At 66.4% G+C, this 14,681-nt stretch carries 15 protein-coding genes; 6 read left to right on the top strand and 9 right to left on the bottom strand.

What is annotated here, in order from left to right; translation table 11 throughout:
• Nucleotides 1-240 precede the first annotated feature (240 nt).
• The 3 genes from ACVT6V_RS18750 (at nucleotide 241) to ACVT6V_RS18740 (ending at nucleotide 5,087) form a co-directional block, all read left to right on the top strand.
• Entirely contained in the window at nucleotides 241-2,163 is a 1,923-nt protein-coding gene (locus tag ACVT6V_RS18750; protein ID WP_489895368.1) for an NHL repeat-containing protein, read from the top strand.
• Between the two features lie 135 nt (nucleotides 2,164-2,298).
• The gene (locus ACVT6V_RS18745) at nucleotides 2,299-3,402 is read left to right on the top strand and encodes a flavin-containing monooxygenase (RefSeq protein WP_489895366.1); all 1,104 of its coding nucleotides are present in this window, start codon (nucleotides 2,299-2,301) and stop codon (nucleotides 3,400-3,402) included.
• Nucleotides 3,403-3,461: 59 nt separating this feature from the next.
• Nucleotides 3,462-5,087, top strand: coding sequence for a helix-turn-helix transcriptional regulator (locus ACVT6V_RS18740; protein ID WP_489895364.1), 1,626 nt, complete (start codon nucleotides 3,462-3,464; stop codon nucleotides 5,085-5,087).
• An 18-nt stretch (nucleotides 5,088-5,105) separates the two neighbouring features.
• On the opposite strand, the gene ACVT6V_RS18735 is transcribed toward ACVT6V_RS18740, so the two are convergent.
• Together ACVT6V_RS18735 and ACVT6V_RS18730 are read right to left on the bottom strand one after the other, a co-directional pair.
• Nucleotides 5,106-5,513 carry a VOC family protein gene (locus ACVT6V_RS18735; protein WP_489895362.1) on the bottom strand — a complete coding sequence of 136 codons (408 nt, stop codon included), beginning with the start codon at nucleotides 5,511-5,513 and terminating at the stop codon, nucleotides 5,106-5,108.
• On the bottom strand, nucleotides 5,479-5,793 hold the full coding sequence (locus ACVT6V_RS18730; RefSeq protein ID WP_489895360.1) for an ArsR/SmtB family transcription factor: 315 nt from the start codon (nucleotides 5,791-5,793) through the stop codon (nucleotides 5,479-5,481). The genes ACVT6V_RS18735 and ACVT6V_RS18730 overlap by 35 nt, the downstream gene beginning before the upstream one ends.
• A 74-nt stretch (nucleotides 5,794-5,867) precedes the next feature.
• Here ACVT6V_RS18730 and ACVT6V_RS18725 point away from each other — a divergent pair, with 74 nt between their 5' ends.
• Nucleotides 5,868-6,983: an alpha/beta hydrolase gene (locus tag ACVT6V_RS18725; protein ID WP_489895358.1), complete on the top strand. Its 1,116-nt coding sequence runs from the start codon at nucleotides 5,868-5,870 to the stop codon at nucleotides 6,981-6,983.
• 441 nt (nucleotides 6,984-7,424) lie between these two features.
• On the opposite strand, the gene ACVT6V_RS18720 is transcribed toward ACVT6V_RS18725, so the two are convergent.
• Nucleotides 7,425-8,696 carry a benzoate/H(+) symporter BenE family transporter gene (locus tag ACVT6V_RS18720; RefSeq protein WP_489895356.1) on the bottom strand — a complete coding sequence of 424 codons (1,272 nt, stop codon included), beginning with the start codon at nucleotides 8,694-8,696 and terminating at the stop codon, nucleotides 7,425-7,427.
• A 241-nt stretch (nucleotides 8,697-8,937) separates the two neighbouring features.
• On the bottom strand, nucleotides 8,938-9,597 hold the full coding sequence (locus ACVT6V_RS18715; RefSeq protein WP_489895354.1) for a nucleotidyltransferase domain-containing protein: 660 nt from the start codon (nucleotides 9,595-9,597) through the stop codon (nucleotides 8,938-8,940).
• Nucleotides 9,598-9,656: 59 nt separating this feature from the next.
• Here ACVT6V_RS18715 and ACVT6V_RS18710 point away from each other — a divergent pair, with 59 nt between their 5' ends.
• A complete protein-coding gene (locus tag ACVT6V_RS18710; RefSeq protein ID WP_489895352.1) occupies nucleotides 9,657-10,127 on the top strand; it encodes an SRPBCC family protein in 471 nt (156 codons plus the stop codon).
• On the opposite strand, the gene ACVT6V_RS18705 is transcribed toward ACVT6V_RS18710, so the two are convergent.
• The 4 genes from ACVT6V_RS18705 to ACVT6V_RS18690 form a co-directional block, all read right to left on the bottom strand.
• Nucleotides 10,128-10,562, bottom strand: a complete 435-nt coding sequence (locus ACVT6V_RS18705; protein WP_489895350.1) for a MaoC family dehydratase — start codon at nucleotides 10,560-10,562, stop codon at nucleotides 10,128-10,130.
• A complete protein-coding gene (locus ACVT6V_RS18700) occupies nucleotides 10,559-10,957 on the bottom strand; it encodes a hypothetical protein (RefSeq protein ID WP_489895348.1) in 399 nt (132 codons plus the stop codon). Before ACVT6V_RS18700 ends, ACVT6V_RS18705 begins: the two co-directional genes overlap by 4 nt.
• A gap of 83 nt (nucleotides 10,958-11,040) precedes the next feature.
• A complete protein-coding gene (locus ACVT6V_RS18695) occupies nucleotides 11,041-11,739 on the bottom strand; it encodes a response regulator (protein ID WP_489895346.1) in 699 nt (232 codons plus the stop codon).
• Nucleotides 11,739-12,896, bottom strand: coding sequence for a sensor histidine kinase (locus ACVT6V_RS18690; protein ID WP_489895344.1), 1,158 nt, complete (start codon nucleotides 12,894-12,896; stop codon nucleotides 11,739-11,741). Before ACVT6V_RS18690 ends, ACVT6V_RS18695 begins: the two co-directional genes overlap by 1 nt.
• A 184-nt stretch (nucleotides 12,897-13,080) precedes the next feature.
• On the opposite strand from ACVT6V_RS18690, the gene ACVT6V_RS18685 reads away from it, so the two are divergent.
• Nucleotides 13,081-13,665, top strand: coding sequence for a universal stress protein (locus ACVT6V_RS18685; RefSeq protein WP_489895342.1), 585 nt, complete (start codon nucleotides 13,081-13,083; stop codon nucleotides 13,663-13,665).
• 42 nt (nucleotides 13,666-13,707) lie between these two features.
• Here ACVT6V_RS18685 and ACVT6V_RS18680 read toward each other — a convergent pair whose 3' ends face one another.
• Nucleotides 13,708-14,679: a helix-turn-helix transcriptional regulator gene (locus tag ACVT6V_RS18680; protein WP_489895340.1), complete on the bottom strand. Its 972-nt coding sequence runs from the start codon at nucleotides 14,677-14,679 to the stop codon at nucleotides 13,708-13,710.
• Nucleotides 14,680-14,681: the final 2 nt, after the last annotated feature.

Raw genomic sequence — 14,681 nt, 5'->3', positions numbered from 1 at the left:
CCGGGTGACGGTCCGACGGTGCGCACCTGCGACCGGAGTGCGCAAGCCGCTCGGAGTCGGGGCCCGGGTGAGCCGAGCCGCGTCGACCCGCTGCCGGGCGAGGTGCACCACAGGCAACGGTAGTTGCCAGTCATGTCACGTTGCGGCATTTCTCGCAACGCCGTGGTGCGTCGTCGTCTAGCATTCGCCCGAGAAGCGATCGTGTCAGCAACCTCTGAACCGAGGCGGTGCACCCGTTCCATGAAGAGTTTTCGGCCGTTCGTCATCGCTGTGGTCAGTGCACTCGTGGGAACCGTGATCGCCACCGTCCCGGCGACCGCCCAACCGGCCGCGGGCATCGCCGGTCGAGTGGCACCGTCATCGGGCGACGGGGCCGGATGGACGGTCACGGCGGCGATCTCGGGTACCGGACATGGTGTCGGACGGGTTGTCGGTCGCACCACGACCACCGCGGGCGGTGCTTTCCGGGTGCCGGTGACAGATTTGCCGCGGGAATGGTCGATCGTGTACCTGACTGCGCACGCACCTGGTTCGGGCAGCACGCCGACCTTCGCCACTGTGTTCGACGGCGTGCCAGGCCAGGTGGTGCTGAACGAACGCACCACGGTGGCAACCGGTTTCGCCTTGGCCCAGTTCATCGGGCCAGGCGGTATCGGCGGTCGCGCGCCGGGCGTGTTGAACGCGGCGACGATGGTGCCCAATCTGGTGGATCTGCACACCGGCGCCCTCGGCAGGGTACTGACCTCTGCGCCCAACGGCACACAGACCTCGACGTTGCGTGCGTTCGACTCGTTGACCAACATGCTCGCCGCGTGCGTGGCCACGTCCATTGCATGTGATGCGTTGCGCTCCGGCGCCACCACACCCGGATGGCCGGGACCTGCCGACAGCTTCCGGGCCTTCGCGCAGATCGCCCGGAATCCGTCGAACAATGCTCTCCCGCTGTTCGCACTGTCGAAGGTCCGCACAGTGTTCGGCGGTGGGCTCGCGACCGCACCACCGGCCTGGACGCTCGCGCTGCGATTCAACGGTGGCGGCGGGATGATCGACGGTCCAGGCAATTTCGCCATCGATCGGCGGGGCAACCTGTGGGTCAACAACAACTACGACTACACGCCCAGCTCCCGAATCCCGGCGTGTGGCAGCGATCTGCTCTTCAAGTTCGCGCCGAACGGCAAGATGGTCGACGGATCACCGTTCCGGGGTGGCGGACTGAGTGGCTCCGGTTTCGGTATCGCGCTGGACCGTGGCGACAACGTCTGGGTGGCCAACTACGGATTCGCGGCTCCGGTGCCCCAATGTCCGGCCGATCGGCAGCCGCCGCACAACTCCGTGTCCACGTTCACCTCCGACGGCACCCCACTCTCGCCGGCGACCGGTTTCACCCAAGGCAGGCTGGACTGGCCGCAGGGCACGGCGGTCGATCGACGCAACAACGTGTGGATGGCCAATTGCGGCTCCGGTCGCGTGACCGTCTATCAGGGCGGCGACCCGAGTCGCGCCCGCAGCCTCGATGTCGGGCTGAAGCAGGCGTTCGGCGTGGTCGACAACGGCCGGTACGTGTTCGTGAGCGGGATGGTCAGCAACAACGTCGCCGTTCTTCGCTACGACGGCACACCGGTGGCCGGTTCGCCGCGCAGCGGCATCTTCGACAAACCCATGGGAGTCGCCACCGATCAACGTGGCAACGTGTGGGTCGCGAACTCCGGAGCGGTGTCGCTGCCGTGCCCACAGCGGGCGCAGCAGAGCCCGAAGGTCGGGTCGGTGAGCCTGATGAGCCCGGACGGACGGGCGGTCGCCGGCCCGTTCCGCGGCGGCGGTGCGACGCTGCCGTGGGGTATCGCCACCGACGGCGACGGCAATGTGTGGGTGGCCAACTTCGGCGGCAAGCGACTCTCGCATTTCTGTGGTGTCGACACGTCCACCTGCCCGCCGGGCAAGTCCGTGGGCGCACCGATCTCCCCCGACGTCACCGGCTACTACTTCGACGGACTCGTCCGCAACACCGGAGTTGCCGTGGACCCGTCCGGAAACGTCTGGCTCGCCAACAACTGGAAGCAGGTGCCCATCCAGGCCAATCCGGGCGGCTATGAGATCGTCGCCTTCCTTGGCCTGGCCGCACCCGTCAGCGTTCCGGCGCCGTGGTCGATGAGCCCGAGGTGACCCAGAAGGCGTGATAACCGAGTTCGTGGGGTGATCGCCCCACTCCGTGGCCGGCCGCGATTGGTGTCCACGCCCGATGTGGTGGACGCCGTGGGCTCCTAGCGTCACTGTCATCACCCGTGACAGGAGGACGCCATGACCACCGAGAGAATCGAAACAGTCATCATCGGAGCCGGTCAGGCCGGGCTCGCGACCGCCTACCACCTGCGAGCACATGATCGCCCGTGTGTGGTGCTCGACGCCAACAGCCGGATCGGCGACAACTGGCGCCGCCAGTGGGACAGCCTGCGCCTGTACTCCCCCGCCCGGTACGACGGATTGCCCGGGATGCCGTTCCCCGCGGACGGGTGGTCGTTTCCGGGCAAGGACGATGTCGGGGACTATCTGGAGGCATACGCACACCGATTTCGCCTGCCCGTCCGGTTGAACACACATGTACGGGCCCTCGACCCCGACCCGGCCGGCGGCTTCGAGGTCAGCACCGACTCGGGCACGCTCGTGTGTCGCAATGTGGTCGTGGCGACCGGGACGTTCGGGCGTACCCCCAACATTCCGGATTTCGCGGCGGAACTGGATCCGGCCATACTGCAACTGCATTCGAGCGAGTACCGACGGCCTGCGCAACTCAGGGACGGACCGACCCTCGTGGTCGGGGCCTCGCATTCCGGAGCCGACATCGCCTATGAGGTGGCCGAAACACATCCGACGACCCTCTGCGGCCGTGATTGCGGCTCGATCCCGGTTCGACCGGAGTCCTGGCAGGCACGGATGCTGTTCCCGTTCCTCGTCTTCGCCTGGCGACATGTACTCACCCGCCGCACGCCGATCGGGCGGAAGGAGATGCCGAAGGTGCGCTTCCACGGTGCCCCCGCACTGCGGGTCAAGTCGAGTGATCTGCGCGAGCGCGGGGTGACCCGCATCGAGCAGCGTGTGACGGGCACTGCGGACGGTCGTCCCCAAACGGCCGACGGCCACGTACTCGATGCGTCGAACGTGATCTGGTGCACGGGGTTTCGCCAGGTGTTCGACTGGATCCACCTTCCCGTCCTCGGTGCGGACGGCTGGCCGGACGAGATGCGCGGGGTCGTCGCCGCCACGCCCGGACTGTTCTTCTGCGGGTTGTCCTTCCAATACTCCTTCAGCTCGATGGTCCTGCCCGGTGTGGGCCGCGACGCGGCCTACATCGCCGAGCGCATCCACGAGAGGGCCGACCGCCCGGCGCTGGTGGACGCCGGATGATCTGAGTACTCCACAGCGTGAGCGGATCGTCCTACCCTCGATGCAGGAGGTGGATGTCGATGACGGTCACCGACGATCTCGCTCGTGCGCGATCCGAATTCGAGGCGGGCGATTGGCAGGGTGCCTTCCTGGCCTGGGAGAGCATCGATCCCGACGAGCTCGGGCCCGACGACCTCGGCAAACTCGCTGTCGCGGCGCACCTCACCGGGCATGACCCGACCGCCGTGAACGCCCTGCAACGCGCTTTTCAGACCGATCTCGACAACGGTGACATCATCGAGGCCATCCGCTGCGCCTTCTGGGTGGCGATGATCGTGTCGATGGCGGGCGAACCGGTCGTCGGGCAGGGCTGGACGTCGCGAGCCGAGCGACTGCTCGACGACCTGGGCGACGATGTCGTCGAACACGGCTACCTCCAGATCCTGCGGATGCACGCACACATCGCGGCGGGCGAATGGGCACAAGCCGCAGCGTGTGCCGCTGACGTCGTGGACACCGGCCGACGACACCACGACCCCGACCTGGTGGCCGTCGGCACGGCATCGCAGGGCAGGCTCACGCTCGAAGGGGGTCAGGTCCCCGAAGGTCTTGCCCTCTTCGACGAAGCGATGGTCGGCGTCGCTGCCGGTGAGGTGTCGCCGGTCTTCGCCGGCCAGGTGTACTGCACGATGATCGAAGGTTGCCAACGCGTCTCGGACGTCGGCCGCGCCGCCACCTGGACGGCGGCACTGAGCCGCTGGTGTGATCACCAGCCCGGCCTGGTGCCCTACACCGGCCAATGCGCTGTACACCGCGCGCAGATCCACACGCTGCACGGCGCGTTCGCCGAGGCCATCGCGGAGTACGACGCGGCCCTGGAGCGATACCGCACGACGTCGGCACCCGCGGCCGGTCTGGCCTTGGCCGAACGGGGCGATATCTACCGGATCCTCGGCGACATAGAGAACGCCGACAACTCGTACGAGGCGGCGAGTGCGCACGGATACGACCCCCAGCCCGGGCTCGCGCAGTTGTGGCTCGCTCGCGGACGCGCCGGCGCGGCGAGCGGCGCGGTCCATCGGCTTCTCATGGAAACAGTCGAGCCGGTCGAGCGGTCGCGGATCCTGCCCGGAGTGATCGACATTGTTCTGGCCACCGAATCGGCCGACGCGGCGCGGCCGCTGGCCCAGGAGCTCGACGCTATCGCCGGACGCTTCCGATGTGTCGGATTGCAGGCGAAGGCGGCGTATGCGTGGGGGCAGATCGAGTCCGCCGACGACGATCCCGCCGGAGCGCTCCCGTACCTGCGCAAGGCTCGCCAACTCTGGATGGATCTGGACTGTCCCTACGAGACGGCCCGATGCCAGGCCGTGATCGGTTGCAGTCTGCTGGACCTCTCCGACCGGGATTCGGCCATCCACGAGCTGGCCACCGCCTGCAGCACGTTCCGGGCGTTGGGCGCCCGGCCCGATGCCGAGCGGCTGGCCGCAGTGATCGCCCCCGACACGCCTCCGGCTGGGCTCAGTGATCGCGAGATCGAGGTGCTCCGCCTGGTCGCGACCGGCCGAAGCAATGCACAGATCGCGTCCGACCTGGTTCTCAGTGAGAAGACGGTGTCGCGACACCTGACCAACATCTTCGCCAAGATCGGCGTCAACACCCGGACGGCCGCGACGGCCTTCGCCTACGAGCGCGGCATCGTCTGAGGCTCCGGCGGACGCGCCTCACACGGTAGGAGCGGCACCCGACTTCTCCGCGACGATCTGTACCAGGTTTCCGCAGGTGTCATCGAAGACCGCCATCACAGCGGTCCCGATGTCCGTCGGTGGCTGGGTGAACACCACACCGCTGCCGGTGAGGCGCGCGTGTTCGGCCTCGACGTCGTCGACGGCGAACTGGACAAGCGGAATGCCATCGGCGACGAGGGCGTCGCGATAGGGCTTGACCGCGGGGTGGCCGGCGGGTTCGAGCAGAAGTTGCGGGCCGTCAGGCGATTCGGGCGATACCACCGTCAGCCAAGAGGCGTCGCCTATCGGGATGTCATGGTGTTTCACGAAACCGAGCACCTCGGTGTAGAAGGCGAGGGCGGCTCGCTGATCATCGACGAAGACGCTCGTCAGGTTGATCCTCATGATGGGTCCTCTCTCCGACGGGCCAGCGTCGGGTGACTTCGTTCAGGGGCTCGGGGTTGAAATAGTGGAACTTGGAGCGGCCGCGACGCTCGGTGACGACCAACCCCGCCGACTCGAGCACACCGAGATGCTGCGAGATTGCTTGGCGGGTCAGGCTCAGACCGTGTCGCATGGTCAGCAGTGAACAGATCTCGAACAGCGTCTGGCCGTCGCGTCGAGCCAATTCATCGAGCACGAGACGTCGCGTCTCGTCGTCGAGTGCTCGGAACACATCGGCCACGAGCCCACTATATGCAAGTGGCTACTTGCATATCAAGGCCGGACGGGAGGTCGGCTGTCACTATCATGGTCGGCATGGTGATGGCTGATCGTCCTGGAGTGCGCACGGCGTCTGGTCCGGTGACCGCACTGGCGGTCGTGGGTCTGGCCGAGTGTCTGGTCAACGGGTTGGCACGCGTTCCCTTCCGCCGCCCGTGGCAGGGGCCCGGAGGTTTGCTGGACAACGTCGGGCAGACGGTGACGCGCCAGGTCGTGCGGTCGTTCATGGGCTATTCGATGGCCCTGCCGATCGAGGAGTTCCGGTCGATGGAGAAGATCCTCGACGACATCTGCAAAGTGGTGATGCCACCCTTCGTCGCGTTGAGCGACGGGGTCGAGATCACCAGCGACACGATCGGCGGCGTACCCGGGCTGTGGTGTCGGGCGAAGGCCAGTTCGGATGCGTTCGTGGATGACACCGACGACAAACAGACCATCGGGGCCACGATTCTGTACCTCCACGGCGGCGGCTACATCGGTACGTCGCCGATCATGTACACCGCGTTCGCCGCTTCGCTGGTGAAGCACACCGGCTACGAGGTCTTCATCGCCGACTACCGAATGGCCCCGGAGTTTCCTTTTCCCGCAGGTGTGCTCGACGCCGCTGATGTCTATCAGGGACTGCTCGATCGCGGGGTCGATTCGTCGCATCTCGTCGTCGCCGGCGACTCCGGCGGCGGTGGGTTGGCGGCCTCACTGCTCTCCCATCTGCACGCGGAGGCGATGCCCCGGCCTGCGGCGGTCGCCTTGTTCTCCCCCGAGATCGATCTCGACCTCGACCGCCCGTCCATGACGGATAACGCCGAGTTCGACATCCTGCCGTGGAATGTCCCGGTGACGCCGTATCTGCACGGCGTGCAACCCAACGATTCACGTGTCTCGGTCCTCTACGCCGACCTGGATCCCGAATGGTTCCCGCCGACCTTTGTCTGTTGGGGCGCGGACGAGATGTTCCGAGACGGGATTCGGGCATTCACCGAGGTGCTGGAAAAGGCCGGTGTACAGGTGTACGCGATGGAGGAATACGGCATGTTCCATGTGTTCCCCATCCTGATGCCGTGGGCGGAGGCGTCCAAACGCGTGTTCCGAAGTCTGCAGGAACGGGCTCGACCTCACGTCAAACCGGATCCCTCTGCCCAACAGACGCATTGACCGCGGTGCCGGAATCGTGCCCGTCCCTGAGGACGTTTCTCCCCCGGCTCCTGAGCTGAGGGCGTCTCTCCCCGGTCCCTGAGCTGAGGACGTTTCTCCCCCGGCTCCTGACCCGAGGACGTCTCCCCCCGGTCCCTGACCCGAGGACGTCTCCCCCCCCCCCCCCCCCGGGTCCCTGAGCTGAGGACGTTTCTCCCCCGGCTCCTGACCCGAGGACGTCTCCCCGGCTCCCTGAGCTGAGCACGTTGTTTCTCCCCCGGCTCCTGACCCGAGGACGTCTCCCCCGGTCCCTGACCCGAGGACGTCTCCCCGGCTCCCTGAGCTGAGCACGTCTCCCCCGGCCCCTGAGCTGAGCACGTCTCCCCCGGTCCCTGAGGAGGTCCGGAGCGCTAGCGGAGGACCGTCACGAAGGGCCGGATTCCTGCAATCGCAGCACCGGTGTCAGGCTGTACGCCGCCAGTCCTCGCGCTCGACCACCCGCGACACCAGTACACCGGCGACCAGACCCCAAAACGCGGAACCGATGTTGAGGACGGTCAGGTCGGAGATCGAGACCAGGAAGGTGACCAGCGCTCCCAGCGTGTAGTGCGAACCGAAGGCGGAGCGGAACGCATTCTGTAGGGCACCCAGCAGCGCCAGTCCGCCGACCGTCGCGATGAACGCGGCAGGCATCGCGAGCATGAAGTCGACGAACGCAGGTGCGAACACCCCCACCAGCACAGCGAGAGTGCCGAATGTGAGGGCGCTCGTGTACTGGCGTTCCCGCACACCGCCCGCGACCAGCAACGCGTTGGTGGGTCCGGCCAGGCAGCTCGAGATCGCTCCGATCGCCGACGCGAGCATCGACCAGAGCCCGCACGCGATGGTGACCACATTCACCGGGGCGCGGTGCCCGGCCGCACGCAGTACCGCGACACCCTGTCCGTTCTGCACGACGATGACGGTGATGGCGAGCGGGATCACCAACTCGGTCAGCGCCCGGATGCTGAATTCGGGAGCCTGCAACTGCGGCACGGCCACCCACGAGCCCGTATCTGATCCGGGACGGAACTGTCCGCTCACGGCGACAGCCCCGATTCCGACCACAAAGGCACCGATGATGGGCGGCAGGAAACGACCCAGGCGCCGGTAGGCCATCAGACCGAAGAATGCCACGATGATCGGCAGCGCGACGCTCGGGTCGAGACCGACCGAGCGGACGACGTCGGTCCCGAACTGGAGAAAGACGCCGGCGACCATGGCCATCACGATCGGCGTCGGCAACGCCGACATCACCTGTCGAACCCGGCCGGTCAGCCCCACGACGGTAACGAGCACCCCCGTGAGCAGAAACGATCCGAGGACCTCGGGCCAGGACAGATGGCCCAGTGAGGTACCGACCAAGACAGTCCCGGGGATCGTCCACGCAAACGCGAGAGGCATCCGATACGCCCAGCTGGTGAGGATCGTCAGCGCGCCGTTCAGTACGAAGGCACCGAACAGCCACGAGGCGAGCTGGGCATGCGTGAGGTGCCCGGCGGACCCGGCCGCGAGAATCACCGCGACAGGTCCCGTCGCCGAGAAGATGAGTCCGATGATGCCGTTGACGACATAGGTGCCGCCGACGTCGCGAATCAGGTCACGGGGGCGCGGACGTGGTCCGTCGGGTCGGTCCAGCAGCCCGACTGTGGCTGTGTCGTCGGTGGAGTCGCCAGCCGAATCGAGCGCTCGCATCGTCGGTGTTCACCTCGTCCCATCGGGTTCGTCGGCCCGTTGCGCACCACGAACCTGGGTCGTCATTCGATGCTAGTTCGCATCCGAGGTGGCACAAGGACACATATTCGCCTGATTCATCGACACCATCGATCAATGCGCCGCCTGCGCAATGTTGCGTCCAGGCGGAGTCTCTGCCCAAAACCGGGCACGAAAGCCGCTGCGAGGTTCGGCGACGTCCGTCACGTCGACCTGTCCTGATCTACCGCATGTAGGCCAGCCACGGATGATCCGGGTGATGCTCGGTGAGGAACGATGTGAGCAATCGTCGGGCATCGACGCCCAGTGCGGGCCAGGCGCGTTCGAAATCCGCGACGTCCTTGGACCTGCCACCCCCGTCCGCGTTCCATTTGGCCTTGAACGCCAGGACGTGTTCGGGTTTGAGGTAGCGAATGCCGTCGCGATCGGTCCAGGTAACCTCGGTCAACGGCGCCACCAGTGTGCGATCACGCCGATTCACCCACTGCCCGTGACGCTGTGGGGTCAGCAGTATGTCGACGAGCCATGGTGACGAGGCATCGGCCCGCAACCAGATCTGGTCGGCCGAGGCCGGCAGCGGCTGCTCGTCGGTGATCGGACGCAGCCCGTCGGGACCCACCGACCACACGTGGAGGTGGCCGATCATCGCTTCCCTCAACGCCGGGACGTCATCACGGAAGATGCCGACGTCGATGTCCTCGTGCGATCGGACCGTCCCCGTGAATGCGTCGATCGCCCAACCGCCCGCGATCCACCACGGTCTCGTGAAATTGTTCAGGACGTCGGGGACATCTCGAGGTACGACTGTCGCCCAGGGGCCATAGAGCGCATGGAAGGCGGCTCCGGCGCTGTCTGCGTCGGGAACTGTTCGGAACTCGCGCATGAGACCAAACTATCGGTTGACGACGCCCGTTAGACTGCAGACACCGATCAGGAGCACCCGTGAACTTTCCGACCCACCGTATGCAGATCGCCGACGTCACAGTGTCTTTCGCCGTGCCGGTGGATATCGCCTTCGACTATCTGGTCGATCCGGAGAATCGACCGCAGTGGCAGTCGAGTCTGCGACGCGTCGATAGCGTCGCTGCGGTCGGCGGTCGGCCCGGCGACCGCGGTACGGCATGGACCGATGTGACCGTCGTGCCCGGCGTGGCACCGCAGATGGAGGTCACCGAATGTGTTCCGGGCGAACGGTGGTCCGAGATCGGACGATGGCGGTTCGTCGATGCCAGTCTCACGCTGAGCTTCCGTGATCGCTCGGGCGGCGGCAGCGACGTCGCGGCGGCGGCGCACCTCACGGTCCCCACGGTGATCGCACCCGCTGTCGCGCTCCTGCGCATCGTGACCCCCGCCGCCTTACGGTCGGACCTGCGGGCGGCGGCTTCGATCCTGGGGTCTGAGTCGAACCGCTGATCACGCCTCGGTCAGGTGTTGATAGGAGATCCGGATCGGACGTATCACCGGGCGGTGCGTGACACCGTCAGGGTCGAGGACCCAGACTTCGGCGCTGATCTGTTCGGGCCGGCCGAGGTGACCGGTCAGGTGCAGTCGGCATGGCTGCAGGCCCACATACACGGGCCGGACGAAACGAGTATCGCAACCGGTGATGATCAGACCGTTGGTGCGAGCCCAGGCGTCCGCGTACTTGAGGATGATGGCGACCAGCAGCAGTCCATGCGCGACCGGAGCGGCCAGGCCTGCCGCTCGGGCCGCATCCGGGTCGATGTGGATGGCGTTGTTGTCGCCGGAAACCTCGGCGTAGCGACGGACCCGCTCCAGAGAGATATCCTCCTCGACATCCCAGAGTGGGTCGTCGAGCTGGATCCGATCGGTCACCCGTTCGGTCATGGCCTCGCCTCTGGCCGAAAGACGAAGGTCGAGGTGCTCTCGACGATCGGCGTGCTCTCGCCATCGGCGAGGATGTCGCTGCGCACTGCCAGTTGGGTGGCGCCGGCGCGATGATGGACCCGGGTGACCGTCAGGAGGCCGGTGAGCCGGTCGCCGAGGCGCGGAGCGCGCCGGATGCGCATCGATTCCGCGGTGTGCACGATGCCGTCGCGCGGGACCACGCCGGAATCCATTGCCTGATGGGCCAGTTCGACACTCACGCGGTAGATGATCGGCAGCGGCACAATGTCCGGGGCCGACCCGAGCACATCGGCGAAACCGGAGACGAGCTCGTCATCGACCACAACGGGGGCGGATGAGGTGAAGGTCAAGCCCTCGACCAGCTCTGTTGCCATGATGCACGTCAGCGGATCAGGGCCTGATTGCCTAACACAATTGTCAATGGTACATCCGCGACAATGAAGATCGGATGAATCGGTCAATCGCCCGTTCGCTCGGCCGGTAGGACCAAGGCGTGGTCAAAGGCGTAGACGATCGCCGCCGCACGGTCGCGCAGATCGAGCTTGGTGAAGATGTGGTTGACATGGCTCTTCACCGTCACCTCCGAGATATACAGTCGGACAGCGATCTCCGCGTTTGTCAGCCCCCGTGCCATGAGTTTGAGCACGTCGAGTTCGCGATCTGTCAATCCGGTGTCCCCGAGCTGACGCGGTTCAGGAGCGGAACGCCGGAATCCGCCCAGTACCCGCGCGGTGACCGCCGGATCGAGAAAGGCGCCGTCACGGACAACCGCACGCACCGCCCAGATCAGTGATTCGGCCGGTGAATCCTTGAGCACGAATCCGGCGGCCCCTGCCCGCAGGGCGCCGGAGAGTAGCTGGTCGTCGTCGAATGTGGTCAGCACCAGCACCGGGGGCGGTTGGGTGAGGCGCCGAACCGAGGTTGTAGCCGTGATCCCGTCGACGTGACGCATCCGCAAGTCCATCAGGATGATGTCCGGGGTACACGCGGCGACCGCGGCGAGGACGTCACCCCCGTCCCCGCACTCCCCGACGATCTCGAACCCATCCCGCGGTCGCAGGATTCGTCGGAGGCCGGTCCGGACCAGTTCCTGGTCGTCGACCAGCAGAACCCGAATGGGCGACTCATCCGCGGGTACGGCCCGCACCGAGGTCATCACATCGCCTGCTGTCGTGTTGGGCGGACCGGATCAGGGAACACCGCGGACACCACCCATGAGTCGTCGCTGCCGTTGACACCGACCGATCCGCCGAGAAGCTGGGCGCGCTGTTGCATCCCATCGATGCCCGAACCGTCCGTGCCCGCCCGACCGAGAGTCGGTGTGTACGGGTTCTGGACGCGCAGCGCGATGTCAGGATCGGCCCGCACTGTGACGCTCGCCTTGGGGAAGGGCGAATGCTTGACCACGTTGGCCAGGGATTCCTGAGCGATGCGGTACAGCGCAGAGCCGATGGGACCCGGAATCGCCGTGAGGTCGCCACGAACATCGAGCGACACGTCGATCCCTGCCTTGCGATACTCCTCGACCAGCTGGACGATGTCCCCCGCCGCGGGGGGCGGTGCGGCCACCGCGTCCTCGGTGCCGAGCACCTTGACGATGTAGCGAATCTCGGTCATCGCCTGCCGGCCCAGTCGTTCGGCGTCCTCGAGCGCCTCGAGCGCCTCGTCGTCGGCGCCGTCCTGCAACGCACGTCGAGCGCCGGTGACATTGAGCATCGTGATCGACAGCGAGTGTGCGATGACATCGTGTATTTCCCGGGCGATCCGGCGACGCTCGTCATTGGCGGCGTGGTCGGCTCTGACACGTTGTGCGCGTACCTCGTTCTCGGACAGCAGTTTTTGATAGAGGATCATGTAGCCCACCAGCCAACCGCAGAGAATCGCGAGGATGTACACGGCCGGCGACTGCAGGTGGCCGGTCTGATTGCCGATCACGATCACGCTGATGGACAGAACCGTCACCGCCACGCTCGTCCGGAGTGACTCCATGGCCGCGGCGATGGCGGTGGTCAGCGCGAGGAACAGCGGCGCGATGTCGGTGGACACGGGATCCATCAGCATCAAACCGGTCGCGACCGCGGCGAGGACGGTGCACGGAATCTTGCTGAGCAGCCACAGATCGAGGACCAGCGAGAGTGCCGCGACCGCTGCACCGATCAGCGCCCACCACGGCGGTACGAGCGGAACGCGCTGGATCACCGCACCGATGATGATCGCGAATGACCCGCCGAGGGTCACCGCCGGGTAGAGCGGCGGATAGCCGTCGCCGGCCATCCTGATCCGGCGGAGCAGCCACGCAATCGACGACCTCACCGACACAAGGATAGGTGGTGCTCGGCCGAAGTCATCGTCTTCCGGATGGACGGTCGTCTCCACCCTGGGGTGGAGCCGGTTTCCGTCCTCGGCATGCAGATCGAGCGTCCCGGAGACCATAGCGTCAGATATGCAATCGATCCACCGCGTCATCCACCGGTCGAAACGGCATGAGGTGAGGACAATGACCTTCCGCGAGATCATCCACCCACAGCGAACACTCGCACACGAGATCGTCACAGCGCTTCCGGCCCACGGTGTGCTGGTCGTCGGCTACACCGACACCGAGGCGTCACGGAGGGCACTCATGGCGACCACCCGCGCGGTCCACGCCAGTAGCCGCGTGGCGCTCGTCTGCGGCATGAACCCGACCCGTCCGCCGCGGCCCGACAGAGTGGGGTACGACGCACTCAAGCGCGATGCATATCTGTTGTCGGACCGGGCGATCCTCGACGAGCAGCTGCGCCGCGGCCGTGAGACATTCGCGTCCGGGTGCCGGGCAACGGTGACGTCGGAGACGATCGAAGGCGACCCCGTTCGGGTTCTCTCGGATGCGGCGATCCGGCATCAGGCAACGGCGGTCGTGGTCGGGATGCGTGGCGCCCGGCCTTCCTGGCAGGTCCGGCGTATTGCGCGCGAGCTGCCCTCTGATGTCGCGCTGTACGCGACAAACGGTGACACTCATATCCGTTTGCGGCGTTCCGCCCGGGTGCCGGTGGCCGAACATCGTCTGGTGCCCGGTTCGATCCCAGGGCCTGCCGGCGCCTGAGTACGTTGGCATCGCCGGTGCACGTGTGGCGTAACGGCGCCCTCACCCGTCCAGCGGTCGTCGGTTCGTCAGACGCCAGTCGCGTGGATTCACCTTGAAGCGATCGCGGAAACGGTGAGTGAAATGGGTCGGATCGGCGAATCCGTGCTGCCGGGCGACCGCGGCGATCGTCAGGTGTGGGTGGCTGAGCAGCGTGTCGCGAGCCCGGTCGAGTCGAAGCCCGATGATGTGCTCCTGCAAGCTCGTGCCGGTGGACTCCCATGTCTTGTAGAGGGTCCGCACCGAGATGTTGTGTGCCCTGGCGATCGCCGTCGCCGAGAGTTCGCCGTCGGTGAGGTTCTCGGTGATGTGACGACTCAGACGCGTGAGCAGATCGCCGGCGTCGTCGATGGGAACCGGAGCGGGACCGTCGGCGACGTCGAGGATGAGAGATCGGGTGAGCAGGTTCGTCGTGGTGCCCAACTCGGGCAGGATGGCGGGACAGGTTTGCGCCACGCACCGAAGCTGATCCAGATGGTCGAGGTAGAGGCGATGGAGCGGGTGGGCTCGGCGCAACGCGATCGCCGCGGCGCGGATCGCCGTCGGCGGCAGATTCAGCAGGCCCACATCGACATGGACGACGGTCGCCGCGCCGCGATCGGATCGGCGAAAGTCGAAGGGACAAGCGGGGTCCACGATGAGAAGGGTCGATTCCTGATCTGTGGGGTCGATCCGCCTGCCGTGCTGGAGATGGGTCCACGAACCCGCGGAGACGGCGGCGAGGGCCACCCGGTTGAAAGGCTGAGCATGGATCCGTGGAGCCGTGGTGGCCACGGCGATCGGGTCCGACTCGCTGTGCATCAGTGTGATCCCCTCACCGACCGACCAGCCGTGGACCGTCGCACGGAACGCGCTGAGCGGCACCAAAGGGGTGACAGCGGCGGCTGCTGCGGCACCCGCCGCCCGTAGGGCCCGATGTAGTTCGGTGGCGACTGCGCCGGGTTCGACGGTTGAGGTATCGAGAAGAAGGGCCATGA

The organism is Gordonia sp. LMA167 (assembly GCF_058130025.1).
This window is presented reverse-complemented; position numbering and strand designations above follow the sequence as displayed.